This is a genomic window from Bacteroides difficilis (assembly GCF_048319815.1).
Classification (GTDB): Bacteria; Bacteroidota; Bacteroidia; order Bacteroidales; family Bacteroidaceae; genus Bacteroides; species Bacteroides zhangwenhongii.
The window spans coordinates 5024007-5044973 of record NZ_CP182814.1 but is presented as its reverse complement, the minus strand read 5'-3'; the positions used below and the strand labels follow the sequence as shown (position 1 = coordinate 5044973).

General features: G+C 43.0%; 13 protein-coding genes and 1 pseudogene. 10 read left to right on the top strand and 4 right to left on the bottom strand.

Annotated features, from left to right (window positions below; genetic code table 11):
* The first annotated feature begins 8 nt into the window (after positions 1 to 8).
* The 8 genes and pseudogenes from ACNOGP_RS19940 to ACNOGP_RS19905 all read left to right on the top strand — a co-directional run bounded on the left by ACNOGP_RS19940 (position 9) and on the right by ACNOGP_RS19905 (position 15556).
* A complete protein-coding gene (locus ACNOGP_RS19940; protein ID WP_418213541.1) occupies positions 9 to 1847 on the top strand; it encodes a RagB/SusD family nutrient uptake outer membrane protein in 1839 nt (612 codons plus the stop codon).
* A gap of 27 nt (positions 1848 to 1874) precedes the next feature.
* On the top strand, positions 1875 to 3770 hold the full coding sequence (locus tag ACNOGP_RS19935) for a DUF5006 domain-containing protein (protein ID WP_418213540.1): 1896 nt from the start codon (positions 1875 to 1877) through the stop codon (positions 3768 to 3770).
* A gap of 103 nt (positions 3771 to 3873) precedes the next feature.
* On the top strand, positions 3874 to 5457 hold the full coding sequence (locus ACNOGP_RS19930) for a sulfatase (protein ID WP_272720920.1): 1584 nt from the start codon (positions 3874 to 3876) through the stop codon (positions 5455 to 5457).
* A gap of 15 nt (positions 5458 to 5472) precedes the next feature.
* Positions 5473 to 7803, top strand: coding sequence for a family 20 glycosylhydrolase (locus ACNOGP_RS19925; protein WP_418213539.1), 2331 nt, complete (start codon positions 5473 to 5475; stop codon positions 7801 to 7803).
* A 24-nt stretch (positions 7804 to 7827) separates the two neighbouring features.
* Positions 7828 to 10899, top strand: a pseudogene (locus tag ACNOGP_RS19920) (glycoside hydrolase family 2 TIM barrel-domain containing protein); the annotation flags it as partial.
* Positions 10894 to 12672: an alpha-L-fucosidase gene (locus tag ACNOGP_RS19915; RefSeq protein WP_336314528.1), complete on the top strand. Its 1779-nt coding sequence runs from the start codon at positions 10894 to 10896 to the stop codon at positions 12670 to 12672. The pseudogene ACNOGP_RS19920 and the gene ACNOGP_RS19915, both read left to right, overlap by 6 nt.
* A 30-nt stretch (positions 12673 to 12702) precedes the next feature.
* The gene (locus tag ACNOGP_RS19910; protein ID WP_418213538.1) at positions 12703 to 14253 is read left to right on the top strand and encodes a sulfatase family protein; all 1551 of its coding nucleotides are present in this window, start codon (positions 12703 to 12705) and stop codon (positions 14251 to 14253) included.
* Positions 14254 to 14380: 127 nt separating this feature from the next.
* Entirely contained in the window at positions 14381 to 15556 is a 1176-nt protein-coding gene (locus tag ACNOGP_RS19905; protein ID WP_186966990.1) for a mechanosensitive ion channel family protein, read from the top strand.
* 99 nt (positions 15557 to 15655) lie between these two features.
* On the opposite strand, the gene ACNOGP_RS19900 is transcribed toward ACNOGP_RS19905, so the two are convergent.
* A complete protein-coding gene (locus ACNOGP_RS19900; protein WP_272720925.1) occupies positions 15656 to 16795 on the bottom strand; it encodes an endonuclease in 1140 nt (379 codons plus the stop codon).
* Complete coding sequence (locus tag ACNOGP_RS19895) at positions 16776 to 18236, bottom strand: aminoacyl-histidine dipeptidase (RefSeq protein ID WP_272720926.1); 1461 nt, start codon at positions 18234 to 18236, stop codon at positions 16776 to 16778. Before ACNOGP_RS19895 ends, ACNOGP_RS19900 begins: the two co-directional genes overlap by 20 nt.
* 134 nt (positions 18237 to 18370) lie before the next feature.
* Between ACNOGP_RS19895 and ACNOGP_RS19890 the strand changes: the two genes are divergently transcribed.
* Complete coding sequence (locus ACNOGP_RS19890) at positions 18371 to 18604, top strand: hypothetical protein (protein ID WP_418213537.1); 234 nt, start codon at positions 18371 to 18373, stop codon at positions 18602 to 18604.
* 27 nt (positions 18605 to 18631) lie between these two features.
* Complete coding sequence (locus tag ACNOGP_RS19885; protein WP_007758720.1) at positions 18632 to 19234, top strand: OmpH family outer membrane protein; 603 nt, start codon at positions 18632 to 18634, stop codon at positions 19232 to 19234.
* Positions 19235 to 19329: 95 nt separating this feature from the next.
* Here ACNOGP_RS19885 and ACNOGP_RS19880 read toward each other — a convergent pair whose 3' ends face one another.
* Together ACNOGP_RS19880 and ACNOGP_RS19875 are read right to left on the bottom strand one after the other, a co-directional pair.
* Complete coding sequence (locus ACNOGP_RS19880) at positions 19330 to 20346, bottom strand: FAD:protein FMN transferase (protein WP_186966987.1); 1017 nt, start codon at positions 20344 to 20346, stop codon at positions 19330 to 19332.
* Between the two features lie 33 nt (positions 20347 to 20379).
* Entirely contained in the window at positions 20380 to 20961 is a 582-nt protein-coding gene (locus tag ACNOGP_RS19875) for a manganese efflux pump MntP family protein (RefSeq protein ID WP_418213536.1), read from the bottom strand.
* Positions 20962 to 20967: the final 6 nt, after the last annotated feature.

Here is a 20967-nt window from a genome sequence, read left to right as displayed (position 1 = left end):
AGAAAGATATGAAAATAAAATATATTCTGCTGACAGCTTTTACTGGAATAATGTTGTCTGCGTGTTCTGATTTTTTAGATAGGAAGCCTTTAACGGAACCAAATAACGAAGAGTATTTGTGTAGCCGTGCGCAAGTGGAAAACTATATTAACGGTTTATATATGGCACTTCCTACTCCTTCTCAGTACGGAATGGGAGTGAGAGGTGAAGAAAAGAATAGTGATAACATTTTGGCAGAGAAGTATGACTTGCGTCTGAATGGTGAGTATAATGCTTTCAGCGGTTCGTCCGAATGGCAGAAAGGATACCAAAATTTGCGTAATGTCAATTATTTCTTTCATTATTATTGTGTACCTGAAAATGAAGAGACTGAGGATATTCGTTCTCTTAAAGGAGAGGCTTATTTCTTTCGTGCCTATTGGCATTTCTACCTGCTAACCCGTTTTGGAGATATTCCGTTGATGGATTGTCTTTGGGATGAAAATGCAACGGTTGAAGGATTGCAGATTCCTGCTGCTACCCGTGCAGATGTGGCGAAATTCATTTTGAAAGACTTGAATACGGCAACGGAAGGATTGCTTCAGCCGAGAAGTAAATATAGTGGTCTGCGTATCAATCAGGAAGCTGCTATGATACTGGCAATGCGTGTGGCATTATATGAAGGTTCATGGGAAAAATACCATAAAGGTACGGCATTCTCTAAAGAGGATCAATCGAAATACTTTTTTGGAGAAGTAATGAAATGGGGAAATAAGCTATTTGAGACAGGCTTAAGTTTGAATACAGATGATACGGATAATGAGTCTGTGAATGAGGGAGACGCTTTTGCACATTTGTTCAATAAATCTGACCTTAGTAAAATAACAGAAGCGGTTTTTTGGAAGAAATATTCCATAGCAGATGGGACCTTCCACAATCTTGGCGGATTATTGGGAGGAGGAGTTGTTGATAATGACGGACCGGCAGGTGTGTCTAAATCATTGATAGATAATTATCTGAATAGGGATGGTACATTTATTAATCCCAATGACGGGAAATATAAAAACTTCAATAGTATGTTCGAAGGACGCGATTTGCGTCTAATTCAATCGGTAATGAATACAGGGGCAAAGTTTCGTTCTACTTTGAAAGGAGCCAAACCTATGAATGTGAGAGTTTATGATAATACTGGAACTGATGAGGAAATAAAGGAAAAAAATAAGGATATCTATTCTCCAAATCTTAATGGGGATGGTAATGGGAAGAATGTAACCGGATTCCATATTCGTTTGGGTATAGATACTACTTTTGTAGAAGGTAACAGTGAGACAGCAATCATACTGTTCCGCTATTCGGAGGCACTGCTCTCTTATGCTGAAGCTGCGGAAGAATTGGAACTTTGCAACGACGATGTATTAAATAAAACCTTGAAGCCGTTGCGTGAGCGCGCAGGTGTAACTTACATTCGTCCTTCTGCAATTGACCCCAATTTTACCGATTTTGGTTACGAACTGACTCCTGTCATGCAGGAAATTCGTAGAGAAAGACGTGCTGAATTAGCTTTCCAAGGTTTCCGTCAAGATGATTTGATGCGTTGGGCAGCCCATAAATTGATTCAAGGAAAACGAGGCTTGGGTGCTTATTTGGGTACTGATGGAGTACTTTATCAGAGCTTTTCTCCAACGGCACAGGAATCATTGGAGTTGGTTTCTACGAATGAGGAAGGATGGATGGATCCTTTGAAAGAATATTTGCCGCGTGGTTATCAATTCCAGCCAAATCGTGATTATTTGTTACCTATACCACCGGACGAACTTGAACTGAATAAGCAGTTACAACAGAACCCCGGATGGGAAAAGACGGAATGAAATAGGACTTATTAAAGAATGAAAACGATGAAGATAAAAAATATATTATACGCATGTTTGCCTTTGGGTATATGGGCAATGCTTTTAACAGGATGTAAGGATGATGATCAGATCGCTCCTCTTCCTAAACCGGTTCCTCTAACATTAGCATTGGAGAGTAATACATTGGTAATGGGAGAAACTTTAAATATGACTTTCAGTGTGAAAGACGAACAGGGTGCAGGTTTGGCTGCTAACGAGGATTTTGATATTTATTTGACTGCTGTGGAGGGAACAACGGATGTATCTAAAGCGGTGTTCAATAATTTTCCGGAGATGGTAACATTTCCAAAAGGAGAAACAGAATTGGAAATATCTGTACCGGTGAAATCATCCGGCATTACAAAGTCAGTATTGGCGACATTAACAGCTTTTGCTCGTGGATATAAAATGGATGGCTCTGAACAGGTGGTCAAAGTGTCTGACTATTACCGTACAACTATTTCAATTAAAGGAAATTCGGATTTGGTGGTGAAGGAAGGTGATACATTTATCTTGCAAATGAAAGTGGAAGTTCCTGCTAAAGAGGATATAGTAGTTACTGTTACTCCAGGTGCCGGAGAAAGTGATTTTTATGAGAATCTTCCGTCTACGTTAACTATTGCTGCTGGAGAGTTATCAGTGGAAAGCGAACCTATTACTATGTTGGCAGACGGTTACCCTTTTGGAGACAGGAAATTGACTTTCAAGTTTACTTCCGAATCTGTTCATCATCCTTTGTTGTCTGAAGAAATGAATTTGACCCAACAGGATATTGACACTCCGCTTGGTTCTGAATTGGAAGATGAACGTTATGTATATACTTCTCCTGAAATGCCATTCTATTCGGAGAAAAACGCAGGTAAGTTCAAGGAATGGTGGGGCAATAAAAAAGCCTTGTCCATAAAGTCTGGAACACCTCACCCTAATGAGAGTTTGGCTGCAGAAGGTTGGAAGTTTGTGAATGCGATGGAGTTTCACGCTATTGACGGACAGTGTCGTACTGCGAAGAATTCCAATGGGGTATGTCCTGTTTTAGGATTTGGAGCGCAGAGTACAGCAATGGTCCAGAAGTTTATGGCGGTTAATAATGATAGGTATACAGATGTAACTGATGAAGGACATCTGAAAATGTGGGCTGTAAAAGAGAAAATGAATGCGACTGGTGGAGGTAGCGGACAAAAAGACTATGGATTTTCTGCATGTTTCTCTGGTAAATTTAATATGCAAGGAGCATATGCTCCTCAACATACATGGATTGGGGTAGGAACAAGAATTGAGACACGTGCCCGTATTCGTGGCAATAAAAATGGTTTTAATGCTGCTATTTGGTTGCAAGGAAATACGCAAAGTCAGCCCTCCGATCCTTATAGTGCATGGCCAAAGTATGGAGAGATTGATGTGATGGAAAATCCGGCAGGTAATATTACTGGAATGAATTATATCCATCAGACCATACATATGGGAGATCAGGTGACTGGCACTTACAAGAATCCAACGACTCAGAATAGTATTAGTAAAATGGATCAGTGGAATATTTATTGGGTAGAGATTGTTGATGATCATACAATAAAAATGGGTATTAATGGTAAAACAACTAAAGTAGTTACACCAGCTGATTTGGGAGGTGATTCCTCTGAGTGGCCGTTTAATTTGGAAAGGAATCCGTTAGGCTTTCATTATTTATTAACATTAGGTGCTCCTAGTGAGTGGGCGTTGGGGTATACTGACATTCCACCGGTAGGTTGGGATTCAGGATTTTCTACAATTACTTATGAGGCTAGTAAGACAAATCAGGAGACTCCTCGTATGGAGATAGACTGGATCCGCTATTATTCGAATGACAATTATTCTAAGCCTACTAACATAAATTTGCATAATCCTAATGCGCATACTTATTATTAAATAGTGAAGTATTGGCGTTGATTGGAATTTAATTAATGATTTGTGGAAGTGAAGATAGGGATCCCTCCCTATCTTTGCTTTCTCAATCTAACACAAATTTATTATGGAAAATCTGCAATCAAACTTATTCTATTCTTTAGCGGGAGTAGCTACCCTTGCTTCTTTTGCTTCATGCACCGGTAAACAAAAGCCTGCTGAACAGCCTCCCCTGAACATTGTCTATATCATGACAGACGACCATACGGCTCAGATGATGAGTTGTTATGATACTCGCTATATGGAAACGCCGAATCTTGACCGTATTGCTGCCGATGGCGTCCGTTTTACTCAAAGTTTTGTAGCCAATTCGTTAAGTGGTCCCAGCCGTGCCTGTATGATAACGGGTAAACATAGCTGTGCCAATAAATTCTATGATAATACGACTTGTGTTTTCGATAGTTCCCAACAAACCTTTCCAAAACTTTTGCAGAAAGCCGGTTATCAGACTGCATTGGTAGGAAAATGGCATTTGGAGAGTTTGCCGTCAGGATTTGATTATTGGGAAATCGTTCCGGGACAAGGAGATTATTATAATCCGGATTTCATCACACAAGAAAATGATACGATTCAAAAACATGGATATATCACCAATCTTATAACGGACAATGCCATTGATTGGATGGAACACAAGCGCAACCCGGAGAAACCTTTCTGCTTGTTGATTCATCACAAGGCTATTCATCGTAATTGGATGGCGGATACTTGTAATTTGGCTTTGTACGAAGATAAAACTTTCCCATTGCCGGATAATTTCTTTGACGACTATGAAGGACGTCCTGCAGCGGCTGCTCAGGAAATGAGTGTCGTGAAAGATATGGATATGATCTACGACCTTAAAATGTTGCGGCCGGATAAAAATTCACGTCTGAAATCTCTTTATGAGAAATTCTTGGGACGGATGGACGAGGGACAACGTGCCGCATGGGATAAATTCTATGCTCCGATTATAGAAGATTTCTATAAGCAAAATCTGCAAGGTAAGGAACTTGCCAACTGGAAATTCCAGCGTTATATGCGTGATTATATGAAAACTGTGAAATCTCTTGATGATAATGTAGGTCGTGTGCTCGACTATCTGAAAGAAAAAGGACTGTTGGATAATACTCTTGTTGTCTATACCTCCGACCAGGGATTCTATATGGGCGAACATGGCTGGTTCGATAAGCGCTTTATGTATGAAGAGTCCATGCGTACTCCTTTGATAATGCGTCTACCGAAAGGATTCGACCGTAGAGGAGATATTACTGAAATGGTACAGAACATAGATTATGCACCGACTTTCCTCGAATTGGCAGGAGCGGAGATACCGTCGGATATTCAAGGAGTTTCGTTGGTTCCTTTATTGAAAGGAGAACAGCCGGAAAACTGGAGAAAAGCCCTTTATTATCATTTCTATGAATATCCGGCAGAACACATGGTAAAACGCCATTATGGAGTGCGTACAGAACGTTATAAACTGATTCATTTTTACAATGACATTAATTGGTGGGAACTGTATGACATGAAGACAGATCCGACCGAAATGCACAACCTTTACGGACAACCTGAATATGAATCCGTAGTGAACGAACTGAAAGAAGAATTGCAAAAGTTGCAAGAACAATACAATGATCCTGTTCGCTTTTCACCGGACAGAGACAAAGAATAAATAAAATACATCAGCATGATTAAATATATCTTTATCTTATTGATAGGTTTTTTACTACCAATTACGACGGGATGTACTGATACTAACTTGACACATGACATACCCTTGGTTCCACGTCCGGCACATTTGGTGCCGGGCAGTGGCAACTATCTCTTCTCAGACAAAACTGTGTTTGTGGTGGAGAATGAGGAACAGGCGACAGTGGCAGCCAGTCTTATTTCCCGATTTACCAATGCAGCCGGTTTTACTCCCAAGTTGGTTGTGGGCGCTACGGAAAAGGGGGATGTTCGGTTTGTAACGGACGCTTCTTTAAAGAGCGAAGCATATTCATTGGAAGTTTCTCCAAAGGAAATTATCATTAAGGCTTCCGGTGATAAGGGATTCTTTTATGCTTTGCAAACTATCCGGCAATTACTTCCCGCATCTATCGAAAGAGAAAGTCTGTCGGATAAAAAAGATAAGTGGAGCATTCCTGCCATGAATGTTCAGGATGAACCCCGTTTTGAGTACCGTGCCTTGTTACTGGATGCGTCGCGTTTTTTTATTCCTAAAGAGAACGTTTTGCGTATCATTGACTGTATGTCGATGTTGAAAATAAATAAACTGCATTTCCATCTGACAGATGACAACGGCTGGCGCATAGAAATAAAGAAGTATCCTCGTTTGACTGAGGTTGGTGCATGGAGAGTGGATCGTATGGACGTTCCGTTTCCGGCCCGGCGTAATCCGAAGCCTGGAGAACCGACTCCGATAGGAGGTTTCTATTCGCAAAAAGATATAAAGGAAATGGTGGCTTATGCGGCCGAACGCCAGATAGAGATTGTGCCGGAGATAGATATGCCTGCCCATAGTAACGCTGCATTGACGGCTTATCCGAAATTGGCTTGTCCGGTAGTGAAGGACTATATCGGTGTATTGCCCGGTTTGGGAGGGCGAAACTCAGAAATCATCTTTTGTGCCGGAAATGACAGCGTTTTCACTTTTTTGCAGAATGTGATGGATGAGATTATGGAGTTATTCCCTTCCCGTTATATCCACATCGGAGGCGATGAAGCTCAAAAGACACATTGGAAGAAATGTCCGTTGTGCCAGGCACGTATGAAGAAAGAAGGCTTGGCTAATGAAGAAGACCTTCAAGGCTATTTTATGCAGCGGATAAGTGACTATGTACGTAGTAAAGGTCGTGAAGTGATTGGTTGGGATGAACTGACTAACAGTAGTTTCTTACCGGAAGGCTCTATTATTCTTGGTTGGCAGGGATATGGCAAGGCTGCACTGAAAGCTGCGGAAAAGGGACACCGTTTCATTATGACTCCGGCACGTATCATGTATCTGATTCGTTATCAAGGGCCGCAATGGTTCGAACCTTTGACATATTTCGGCAATAATACATTGAAAGATGTATATGACTATGAACCGGTACAAAAAGACTGGAAACCGGAATATGCTTCATTACTGATGGGGGTACAAGGTTCTATGTGGACGGAATTCTGTAATAAACCGGAAGATGTGGATTATCTTTTGTTCCCTCGTTTGGCAGCGGTGGCGGAAGTAGCGTGGACACAACCGGAAAAGAAAGATTGGGCTTCGTTCCTGCAAGCTATGGACCGGTATAACGGGCATATTGCAGAAAAAGGTATTGTCTATGCCCGTTCGATGTACAATATCCAGCATAAAGTAACACCGGAAAACGGTGGGTTGAAGTTAAATCTGGAATGTATTCGTCCCGATGTAGAGATTCGCTATACTATCGACGGCAGTGAACCTGCGGCAAATTCTTCTGTGTATTCAGACTCACTGATCGTAACAGGGACTCAACTCATTAAATGTGCTACCTTTGCAGAAGGTGTGCAGATGGGAAAGACGCTTGTATTACCGATTACGTGGAACAAAGCGACCGCTAAGATGATACTTGGAAATAAACAGAATGAGATGCTTATGCTCAATGGTGTTCGTGGCAGCCTGAAACAGACTGACTTTGAATGGTGCTGTTGGGACAAGAACGACCTTATTTCTTTTACCATAGATTTGCAGCAGAAGGAAAAAATGAATACTTTTACAATCGGTTGTATCACGAACTATGGTATGGGCGTACATAAACCGAAATCAATACGTATAGCTGTATCAGACGACAATAAATCTTATCGTGACGTAACCGGATTGAACTACACTCCTGAAGAAATATTCCGTGAAGGCACCTATATTGAAGACCTTTCTATGGATATGAAAGGAACGGAGGCAAGGTATATTCGTGTAACGGTGAATGGAGCGGGGGAATGTCCTGTCGACCATGTTCGTCCGGGACAGGAATCGAGAGTATATTTTGATGAGATCATTATTGAATAGTACAACATAGTCATAACAATAACCATGAAGAACCTGAAGAAACGAACTTTTTTACTCTTATTGGCAGGACTGACTGCTACTGTTTTTGCTTCGGCACAGAAACAGCTGTTGCCCGAATGGCAAAGCCAGTATGCTGTAGGACTGAATAAACTCGCTCCTCACACTTATGTATGGCCTTATGCCAATGCTTCCGATATTGAGAAGCCGGGAGGCTATGAGCAATCTCCTTATTATATGTCCTTGAACGGGAAATGGAAGTTCCATTGGGTGAAGAACCCGGACAACCGTCCGAAAGACTTTTATCAACCTTCTTATTATACAGGAGGTTGGGCTGACATCAATGTGCCCGGAAATTGGGAACGGCAGGGATACGGAACAGCTATCTACGTCAATGAGACGTATGAGTTTGATGATAAGATGTTCAATTTCAAGAAGAATCCGCCGTTAGTGCCTCATGCCGAGAATGAAGTCGGTTCGTATCGCCGTACTTTCAAAGTGCCTGCCGATTGGAAAGGACGTAGGGTAGTACTTTGCTGTGAGGGGGTAATCTCTTTCTATTATGTATGGGTGAACGGTAAATTGCTCGGATATAATCAAGGTTCGAAAACAGCGGCTGAATGGGATATAACAGAGGTATTGACCGAAGGAGAGAACGTAGTAGCTTTGGAAGTCTACCGTTGGAGTTCGGGTGCTTATCTGGAATGTCAGGATATGTGGCGTTTGAGCGGTATCGAGCGGGATGTATATCTTTACAGTACCCCAAAACAATATATCGCCGACTACAAACTGAATGCCTCTTTGGATAAGGAAACGTATAAAGACGGACTTTTCGGACTTGAAGTGACGGTAGAAGGTCCGTCTTCTACGGCAAGCTCGATTACTTATACACTGAAGGATACCTTCGGCAAAGCTGTTCTGAAGGATGCTATCAATATCAAATCCCGTGGATTGAGTAATTTTATAGCATTTGAAGAGAAGAAGATTCCTAATGTAAAACCGTGGAGTGCCGAATATCCTAATTTGTACACATTGGTGCTTGAACTGAAAGACGTACAAGGGAGAGTAACCGAACTGACCGGCTGTGAAGTCGGTTTCCGTACTTCGGAAATCAAGAACGGGCGTTTTTGTATCAACGGTGTGCCGGTATTGGTAAAGGGGACTAACCGTCACGAACATTCCCAATTGGGACGTACCGTAAGCAAGGAACTGATGGAACTGGATATTAAACTGATGAAAGAGCATAATATCAACCTGGTACGCAATTCTCATTATCCTACTCATCCTTATTGGTATCAGCTTTGCGACCGTTACGGATTGTATATGATTGATGAAGCTAACATCGAATCGCATGGAATGGGCTACGGTCCTGCTTCTCTTGCTAAAGACAGCACTTGGCTGACTGCGCACATGGACCGTACACATCGTATGTATGAGCGTTCGAAGAATCATCCGGCTATTGTTATCTGGTCATTGGGCAATGAGGCCGGAAACGGTATCAACTTTGAACGTACATACGACTGGCTGAAATCGGTGGACAAGACTCGCCCTGTTCAATATGAACGTGCCGAACAGAATTACAATACGGATATTTATTGCCGTATGTACCGTAGTGTAGATGAGATAAAAGCGTATGTAGCGAAAAAGGATATTTACCGTCCCTTCATCCTTTGCGAATATTTGCACGCGATGGGTAACAGTTGTGGCGGATTGAAAGACTATTGGGATGTTTTTGAAAACGAACCAATGGCACAAGGCGGTAATGTTTGGGACTGGGTGGATCAGTCTTTCCGTGAAATAGACAAGAACGGCAAATGGTATTGGACGTATGGCGGTGATTACGGACCGGAAGGAATACCGAGCTTCGGCAACTTCTGCTGTAACGGTCTGGTGAATGCCGACCGTCAGCCACATCCTCATCTGCTCGAAGTGAAGAAAGTGTATCAGAATATAAAAGCAACTCTGCTGAGTCCGAAGAACATGAAACTTCGTATCAAGAACTGGTACGACTTCTCTAACCTGAACGAATATGAACTTCATTGGAATGTGACGGCTGATAATGGAGAGAAAATTGCAGAAGGTACGAAAGTCTTAGACTGTGAACCACACGCTACCATAGACGTGTCGTTAGGAAATGTGCTTCTGCCGAAGACAGTCCGTGAGGCTTATCTGAATATTAGTTGGACACGTAGGGAAGCTTCTCCGATGATAGCCGAAGATTGGGAAGTGGCATACGATCAGTTCGTTATTGCCGGTAATAAGAATTATACGGGCTATCGTCCGCAAAAAGCGGGTGAGACGACTTTCACGGTGGATAAAGAAACGGGAGCGCTTACTTCTCTTGCTTTGGATGGTAAGGAACTGTTGGCTACTCCGATCACTCTCAGTCTTTTCCGTCCGGCTACGGATAATGATAACCGTGACAAGAACGGAGCTCGCCTGTGGCGTAAAGCGGGATTGGATAATCTGACTCAAAAGGTGACCTCATTGAAAGAAGGAAAGAATACGACAACTGCGGATATCGAGCTTCTTAATGCAAAAGGTCAGAAAGTGGGAACTGCTGACTTTATCTATACGCTTGATAAGAACGGCGCATTAAAGATACGTACTACTTTCCAACCGGATACAGCGATTGTCAAGTCTATGGCACGTCTGGGACTGACTTTCCGTGTGGCGGATACTTACGATCAAGTTTCTTATCTGGGACGTGGTGACAATGAAACGTATGCCGACCGTGGCCAGTCCGGTAAGATCGGCTTATATCAGACAACGCCCGAACGGATGTTCCACTATTATGTCACTCCGCAATCTACCGGTAACCGTACAGATGTGCGTTGGACGAAATTCACTGATCGTTCCGGTGAAGGAATCTTTGTCGATTCAAATCGTCCTTTCCAGTTTAGCATAGTTCCTTTCTCGGATGTATTATTGGAGAAAGCCCGTCATATTAATGAGTTGGAACGTGACGGACTGGTGACTGTGCATTTGGATGCAGAACAGGCTGGCGTAGGAACAGCTACTTGTGGTCCCGGAGTATTGCCGCAGTATTTGGTTCCGTTAAAGAAACAGAGTTTTGAATTCACTCTTTATTCGGTGAAACCGGCAGGACAGGCGCAGAAAAAAGAGAATTATTATGTGAAACATCTTGAGTTTCCTCAAAATGCAACTTTGGAGCAAAAGGTAGATATGGCTGCGCGATTAATTCCTACTCCCCAGCAGTTGTCTTGGCAACAAATGGAGTTGACTGCTTTTCTCCATTTTGGTATTAATACCTTTACCGGACGTGAATGGGGAGATGGAAAAGAAGAACCGGCGCTGTTTAATCCATCCGAACTGAATGCGGAACAATGGGTTCGTACCCTTAAAGAAGCCGGTTTCAAGATGGTGCTGTTGACGGCAAAACATCATGATGGATTTTGTCTTTGGCCTACGGCTACCACCAAACATTCCGTAGCTTCTTCTCCTTGGAAAAATGGACAAGGCGATGTAGTAAGGGAATTGCGCAAGGCTTGCGATAAATATGATATGAAGTTTGGTGTTTATCTTTCTCCCTGGGATCGTAATGCGGAATGTTATGGAGATTCTCCCCGATATAACGACTTCTTTATCCGCCAATTGACAGAGTTGCTTACCAATTATGGGGAGGTACACGAAGTTTGGTTTGACGGAGCGAATGGGGAAGGGCCGAACGGAAAGAAGCAGGTATATGACTGGGAAGCTTTCTATAAAACGATTCAACGTCTGCAACCGAAGGCTGTGATGGCAATAATGGGCGATGATGTGCGTTGGGTTGGTAATGAAAAAGGTTTGGGACGTGAAACCGAATGGAGTGCGACGGTACTTACTCCGGGTATTTATGCCCGTTCGGAGGAAAATAACAAACGTTTGGGCGTATTCAGCAAAGCGAAAGATTTGGGAAGCCGTTCGATGTTGGCGGAGGCTACGGAACTTTTCTGGTATCCGTCGGAAGTGGATGTTTCTATTCGTCCGGGATGGTTCTATCATGCGGAAGAAGATACGAAAGTGAAGTCGTTGAAACATTTGTCGGATATCTATTTCCAATCGGTAGGATATAACTCAGTACTTTTATTGAATATTCCTCCTGACCGCAGAGGGCTGATTCACGAGGCCGATGTGAAGCGACTGAAAGATTTTGCTGCTTACCGGAAAAGAGTGTTTGCAGACAATCGTGTAGTGAAAGGTCGGAAAGAGTGGAATGCGGTTTCGGGAAGTGAGAAGATTTATTCTTTGAAACCGGAATCGGAAATCAATGTGGTAATGCTTCAGGAAGATATCGCTAAAGGACAACGGGTTGAATCCTTTGCCGTAGAGGTGTTGACCGAACAGGGATGGCAGGAAGTCGGACAGGGTACTACCGTAGGTTACAAACGTTTGCTGCGTTTTCCGGCAGTAAAGGCCAGTCAACTGAAAGTGAAAATCAATGAATGCCGGTTGACGGCTCATATCAGTCAGGTCGGTGCGTTCTATGCAACACCGTTGCTGGAAGACAATCAGACGGAAAGTTGGAATAACCTACCTCGTAAAGAATGGAAACAGGTGGCTGCTTCTCCGTTGACGATTGACTTGGGAAAGATGGTGCAGCTGTCAGCCTTTACATACGCTCCCTTGAAGGCGGAAGCAAAACCGACAATGGCTTTCCGGTATAAGTTCTATGTAAGTACGGATGGGAAGAGTTGGGCGGAGGTGCCGACCAATGGTGAGTTTAGCAATATCATGCACAATCCTCTGCCGCAAACGGTTACTTTCAACAAAGGCGTACAGGCGCGTTTCATCAAACTGGAGGCTACAACGCCTGCTGCCACCACTGCTAAAGTAGAAATGAATGAGATCGGAGTCACAGTAGCTCCTTAATACAGATAACCTATTATTTCAGAACATAAGATGAAAAAAGAATATTATTATGGTATATTGCCTTTGGCTTTAACCTCTTGCTTGGTTTCTCAGACATCTGCTCAGGAAAGACAGGCGAACCGTCCGAATGTAGTCTTTATTTATGCCGATGACATAGGCTATGGTGATTTGAGTTGCAATGGAGCGAAGACGATTCACACTCCTAATGTAGAGCGTTTGGCAAAAATGGGAGTACGTTTTACAAATGCGCATAGTGCTGCCGCTACAAGTACGCCTTCCCGTTATGCTATGCTGACCGGTGAATACGCTTGGCGTAAGGAAGGAACGGGAATTGCAGACGGAGATGCCGCGTCTATCATCCGTCCGGAACGTTATACAATGGCGGATATGTTCAAAGAGGCAGGATATAGTACGGGGGTGGTAGGTAAATGGCATTTGGGACTTGGCGACAAGGGAGGTGAACAGGATTGGAACAAGCCTTTGAAACCGGGCACAAATGATATCGGGTTTGATTATTCATTTATCATGGCCGCTACCGGTGACCGTGTGCCGTGTGTTTTTGTGGAAAACGACCGGGTGATTAATCTTGATCCGAATGATCCGATTCAGGTAAGTTATAAAAAGAACTTTCCGGGTGAACCTACCGGGAAAGACAATCCGGAACTGCTGAAAATGCATCCTTCCCATGGTCACAATCAAAGTATTGTCAACGGTATCTCACGTATCGGGTATATGAAAGGTGGAAAATCCGCTCTTTGGCAAGATGATAAGATTGCGGAAACTTTAACCGGGAAAGCGATATCTTTTATTGAAGGACACAAGGATGCTCCCTTCTTTCTGTATTTCGCCACTCAGGATGCACACGTTCCTCGTGTGCCGTCTCCTCAGTTTGTTGGCAAAAGTGGTATGGGACCTCGTGGCGATTGTCTTCTTGAGTTTGACTGGTCGGTAGGACAAGTGCTGGATGCATTGGAACGCTTGGGACTGGATAAAAATACATTAGTGGTTTTGTCTAGTGATAACGGGCCGGTAGTGGATGACGGTTATAAGGATCAGGCGATAGAATTACTGGGCGATCATAAACCCGGAGGTGTTTATCGTGGAGGAAAATACAGTGCTTACGAAGCCGGTACACGTGTGCCGTGTATTTGGAGTTGGCAGGGAGTGATTCGTCCCGGTACCGTTTCGGATGCGTTGCTTTGTCAGATAGACTGGTTTGCTACTTTTGCGCAAATGATGAATTTCCGTTTGCCGGAGGGGGCTGCTCCGGATAGTGAACCGTTACTGAATGCCTGGACAGGTAAAGAAAAGAAAGGTCGGGAATGGCTGGTACTTCAGAATGCACAGAATAATCTGTCGGTGACAGATGGACGGTGGAAATACCTGCGTCCCGGAAAAGGTCCTGCATATAACAAAAATGTCAATATTGAATTGGGCAACAGCATGAAACCTCAACTTTATGACATAAAGAAAGATCCGGCTGAAAAGAATAACGTAGCAGAGAAGAATCCGAAAATAGTGACGAAAATGTCGGGACAATTGGAAAAGATAGTAGACGGCCGTTATGGCTTGCCTTTGTAAAAGAATGCTTAGAGAGTAGCAGTGTGGACCGGTGTCTTGATTCTTTATGAGTCGGATGCCGGTCTTTTTTTTATTTTCTAAACTAAATGTATATCCAGACTGTTATTTCTTAAAAAAGACAGAAGTTATGCTCGTAGTAGATTTAGGAAAGTGGATGAATAAAATCCTGATAGATTGGGGGATAGATCCGGAAGTTGCCGACCGTTTTGATGAAACTATTATTGCTATATTGATGATAGCGATTGCTGTCGGCCTGAATTATCTCTGCCAGGCGATTCTCATAGGAGGGATGAAACAGTATACCCGGCGAAAGCCGCATAAATGGAATACACTGCTGATGAAGCGTAAAGTGTTCCATCATCTGATTCATACTATTCCGGCTTTTCTTGTTTATGCTCTTTTGCCAATGGCATTTGTTCGTGGAAAAGAGTTATTGCTGATTTCACAGAAAGCGTGCACCATTTATATAATCTTTTCGCTGTTGTTGGCTATTAATGGTATCCTGCTGATGATTATGGATATTTACGATGGTAAAGAATCTATGAAGAACCGGCCTATGAAAGGATTTATTCAAGTCTTGCAGGTCGTTCTTTTCTTTGTGGGCGGAATTGTAATCATCGCTATTATTGTAAATAAGTCTCCTGCCAGTCTGTTTGCAGGATTGGGAGCGTCGGCAGCTATCCTGATGTTGGTATTCAAGGATTCTATTTTGGGCTTTGTGGCGGGCATTCAGCTTTCTGCCAATGATATGGTACGTCCGGGCGACTGGGTTACGCTGCCTTCGGGGGAAGCCAATGGTACGGTGCAGGAAATTACGTTGAATACGGTTAAGATTCAGAATTTTGATAATACAATTTCTACGGTTCCGCCTTATACGTTAGTGAGCACGCCATTTCAGAATTGGCGGGGAATGACGGAGTCGGGAGGACGGAGGGTCATGAAGAACATTACCTTAGATCTGACTACTTTACAGTTCTGTACACCGGAAATGCTGGACCGTTACCGGAAGGAGATTCCCTTGATGGCAGACTATCAGCCGGAAGAAGGGATGGTTCCGACCAATTCCCAAGTATATAGGGTATATATTGAACGCTATTTGTGCAGCTTGCCTGTAGTGAACCAAGATTTGGATTTGATTATCAGCCAGAAAGAGGCTACGATGTACGGAGTGCCTATTCAGGTTTACTTCTTTTCCCGAAATAAAATCTGGAAAGAGTACGAACGTATCCAATCGGATATCTTTGACCATTTGCTGGCAATGGTTCCCAAGTTTGACTTAAAGGTTTATCAGTATTCGGATTGAACGGAATACGTTGATGCTAAAAACATTCTCAAGCATTCTCACTGCGGTGAAAATGATCCTTTATCAGAATATACTGTGACATTGTTTTGGGAATTTTAATCAATAGGGAATCAGTTCGAAGTCTGTATAGATGGGAAGGTGGTCGCTGAACCCTCCTTGATATTTCATTCCTTTATAGGTGCGAAAAGGTTCTTTACCTCCATACCTCTTGTCGTAGGTCAACAAAAAAGGAAGTTGGCAGACTTTCGCTTTTTCCTCATGAGTGAAGAAATTGCTGGAAGTGTTGAGCAATGTACCGGATACAATTAAATGGTCGAGCAATCCCCATTCCCCATGATATTTATATGAACCGAAATTGGCAGTCTTTGCTTTTCGGGCAAGCAGATGATAGAGCTTTAACGGGGATAGGGATGAGGGTGAGGTAACAGGATGGGTTGCTATATCCAAACTATCGGAACGGATAGGAGGAGCTTCCGCTTCGAGTATTTTCCGAATTGATTTATTGTTGGGATAATCATTGAAGTCGCCCATGATGATGACTTGAGGATGGAGACGGGTATGCAGGACGCTATCCACTTCTGTACGTAAAATTTGAGCGGCATGGAGTCGATAAGGCTCGGATTCTTTTGCTCCGCCTGAGCGACTTGGAAGATGGCAGACGAATACATCCAATGTATCTCCGGTCAGCAGCAGACCGTTGACGTGCAGCAAATCTCTTGTCGGGCGATGTTGCCTGAACATAGGAATGGAAATAGAGCGGGAGGATAAGAGTTTGAATAAATCCCGTTGGTAAAGAAGAGCCACGTCGATACCTCTCAGATCAGGAGAGTCAGTCATTACATAACGGTAATCGAGCTCTTGCAAAGGCGAACGGTGGGTGAGGTCACGAAGTACTGTGTCGTTCTCTACTTCGCAGAGACCTATGAGTGCTGGAGCATTCCATTCACCGATAGCAGTGATGACACGTGCGATATCACTCAGTTTCTTTTTATATCTGTTGTAATTCCAATGGCGTATGGCATTGGGAAGGAACTCGTAATCGTTCTTCAGACTGTCATGGTGGGTATCAAACAAGTTTTCTGTATTCCAGCAGGCAACACGGAACCGGATATTTTCTTGTGCTGGTGCGTTCCATGAACAGATAACAAAAAAGAGTATGGTAACAGCTACTCTTGTTTCACTGTTACCATACTTTAGTTGTCGCAGACTTATCCGTCTTTTATTTTTTAGCAGGGACATGTACCAGAATATCCAACAAATGTTTCCAGAACTTCTCTACGGTAGGGATAAGCATCCGTTCGTCCGGAGAGTGTACTCCCGTCAATGTCGGTCCGAAGGAAATCATGTCCAATGTGGGATATTTATCGAGGAACAGGCCACATTCGAGTCCTGCGTGAATTGCTTTCACTTTGGCTTCTACACCGAACAGGCGTTTGTAGGATTCGGCTGCTACTTCGAGAATGGACGAATGCGGGTTGGGCTTCCATCCCGGATAACCTTCACCGAAAGTGACTTCCGCTCCAGCCAGTCTGAACACGGCACGTACGGTATTTGCCATATCGTTGCGTGCGGACAATATAGAACTACGCTGGCTGGTTTCAATACGGATGATATGGTCGGGTTTCATCTTCACCGAAGCAAGGTTCGTGGATGTTTCTACCAGTCCCGGAATGTCCTGACTCATTGCATATACTCCGTGAGGAGCCGCATACAGTGCTTTCAACAGGCGGTCGGTGGTATCTTGGTCGATAGCTGTCTGGCGGGGAGTCTCTGATTCGAGAATCAATTTCAAATCCGGTTCTACAACTGACAGCTCGTCTTCCATTTCACTGGCGAAGATGTTCAGTTCGGTGCGTACGTCATGTTTTGCATCTTCGGGAACTGCACAGATGGCATAAGCTTCACGAGGGATGGCATTGCGCAGATTTCCACCGTTGATTTCGCAAAGGTACAAATCGTGGTTGTTGGCTATGCGGGTAAGGAAACGGTTCAAGATTTTGTTGGCATTGCCGCGTCCCAGATGGATATCTCCTCCAGAGTGGCCTCCTTTCAGTCCTTTTACTTCTACTTTGAAGAAGAAATATCCGGCAGGTACTTCGATTTCTTTATATGTAAATTCTGCTACGGAGTCAATACCACCGGCACATCCGATGAAGATTTCCCCTTCATCCTCAGAGTCGAGATTCAAAAGGATATCTCCGCTCATGAAGCCTTCTTTCAGGGCAAATGCTCCGGTCAGTCCGGTTTCTTCATCTACGGTGAACAGACATTCCAGCGGTCCGTGTTCTATGCTGTCATCGGCAAGGATAGCTAGCTCCGTAGCCACACCGATACCATTGTCGGCTCCGAGTGTGGTTCCTTTGGCTTTCAGCCATTCACCGTCTATTTCTGTTTCGATTGGGTCGGTAAGGAAGTCGTGTTGAACATCGTTGTTTTTCTCACATACCATGTCAATGTGCGATTGCAGTACTACAGTTTGCAGGTTTTCCTTTCCGGGAGTGGCAGGTTTTTTTATCAGTACGTTGCCCGCTTCGTCCACTTTGGTCTCAAGATTATGTTTAGCTCCGAATGCCTTTAGGTAGGCAATCATTTTCTCTTCCTTCTTCGAAGGGCGCGGTACTTGGCAGATTTCTTCAAAATACTTGAATACGCCGGCCGGCTTTAGGTCTTTTTTTTCCATGTTGTTTCTTTATTATAATAAGGAATAGAAGGGCGGTTTTAGCTTCTTCTATTGCTAAATATGGTTAATTTGATTGACTTATCTGAACTCATATCTCATTAAAGCCTATCTTTGCATTCACAAAATTAATAGAAATGGTTGAGACTATACTGATAACTTTGTTAATAGTTGCTATTTCCCTGGTTTTATTGGGGGTGAAAGTATTCTTTACGAAGGGCGGGAAGTTCCCGAATGGTCATGTGAGTGGGAATAAGGTGTTGCGTAAAAAGGGAATCGGGTGTGCTCAGTCTCAGGATCGTGAGGCACAGAAGAAACCGCGCTTTTCTATTGATGAGTTAGAAAAGGCCTTGAATGATAGTATGAATTAAATTTATTAAAAACAATACTTATTAATTATGAATAGAATGAACTACCTCATGAACGGTTTGGCTGCTCTTGCGTTTATCGTTTTATTTTCACAATGCGCTGGCAAAGCTGATAATCAAACTGCTACAACTCCCGTTCAGGCAAATGCTGAATTGTCAGGAATGAAAATTGCTTATGTTGAAATAGACTCGCTGTTGGCCAAATACAATTTTTGTATTGACTTGAATGAGGCTATGGTGAAGAAAAGCGAGAATGTTCGTATGACATTGAATCAGAAAGCTAACTCCTTGAATAAGGAAAAGCAGGACTTCCAGAAGAAAGTGGAAAACAATGCTTTCCTGTCACAAGATAGAGCACAGCAGGAATATAACCGTCTGGTAAAGTTGGAACAAGACTTGCAAGAGCTGAGCAATAAGCTCCAGAATGGTTTGATGGAAGAGAACAATAAGAATAGCTTGCAGTTCCGTGATTCTATCAATGCATTCCTGAAAGAATATAATAAGACTCACGGATATAGCTTGATTTTCAGCAATACCGGTTTCGATAATCTGCTTTATGCTGATAGCGCATTTAATATTACAGAAGAAATCGTAAACGGATTGAATGCCCGATATTCACCGGTAAAGAAATAGATCATTTTTTTATTGTATATTTAAATTTTTTGCCTGTCCGGTACTGTAAAGTCCGGATGGGTTTTTTTGTGCGTGAAAACAAGGAAACGGAATGATCAGGGAGCTTCCGTTATATATTGTTTCATGCCTTCCGTGTAATAAGTCTCGAACTCTCCTTTTTCTCCACTATATATAAAGTAAGCATCAATCTTGGGATGCGCTTTACAGAAAGCCTCCGCTTTTTCAAGCCCCATCACCATAAATGAGGTAGCCAAAGCGTCGGCTGTCATACAATCTTCCGCTATCACAGTAGCGGACAGAATGTTATGCTGCACAGGATAGCCCGTTCTCGGATCAATGGTATGGGCATATTTCTTTCCGTCTTTGTAATAGAAGTTGCGGTAGTTTCCGGAAGTAGCCATACCGAGATCGGTCACTTTGAGTACCGTCTGTATATCTTGTTTTACAGAGAGAGAATCATCGATAGGCTTGTTGATTCCGATACGCCAACGGTCGTTTTTAGGATTGAATCCTTTTACCACCACTTCGCCACCTATATCTATCATATAGTTCTTGATTCCTTTTCTATCCAACAGACGGGCGACTACATCCACTGAGTATCCCTTAGCTACAGCACTACAACTCAACATAATACGCGGATCTTGTTTGATAATCTTTTCGTTCTCAAGTTTTACTTTGTCATATCCGGTGATTTGCAACAAACTATCTATCATTATGGAATCAGGGAAAGTGCCTTTCTTGAATCCGAATCCCCACGCATTGGCGAGCGGGGCTATCGTTATGTCAAAAGCTCCTTGGGTCTCGCGGGAGATCTCCATAGAACGGTTGAAGCATTTTTGGAAAAAAGTATCTGTCACTATTTCTTCGTTACGATTGACACGACTGATGACGGAACTGTCATTGAAGGGTGACAGTGACAAGTCGAATCGTTTTAACTCCGTTTCGATTTCCGATTTTAAGTCACCGTCATATTGATAAGTGATATTGTAAACGGTTCCGAACACCAGACCGGTAATACTGTTGTAGTTTGCTTGTTGATTGTGCCTGGCCAATATCCAGATAGTTGCCAGAATTAGGAAAGCCAGCCAAAGGAAACTCTTTTTTGTCTTCATACGCTCTTCTATTTAATAAGAAAAACTCTTTTTTTATTGGAAAAATAGATGCTCAATTAATATTTTAATTCCGATAATTACCAGAATGATACCTCCCCATAACTCAGCTTTTAACTTCCGGGCAAGGCCGCAGCCACATTGAATGCCGAAAATAAGTCCGATTAATGACAGGACGAATGAAACAAATCCTATGATGAGGATAGGAGAAAGGATATCGCTGTAATCCTGAATACCTAAAAAGGCAAATGAAATACCGACTGCCAATGCGTCGATACTTGTTGCTACCGCCATGGTCAGTACTACCTTTAGGTTTGCCGGATTGAACAGTTGGCAACATTCTTCTTCTTTAAAGGATTCCCAAATCATTCGGCCTCCCAGAAAGGCAAGAATTCCGAAAGCGATCCAATGATCTATACTTTCTATAAGATGACTGAAGTTTTTTGCACACATCCATCCGATAAGTGGCATGATGGCTTGAAAAAGTCCGAAAGCAAAGGCCATGACTAGCATTGGTCTCCATCGGGTACGTTTCAAAATAATGCCGCTTGCAATGGATACGGCGAAACAATCCATCGCCAAACCTATTGCAAGCAACCAAATCTCTAGTCCTGTCATTGTATT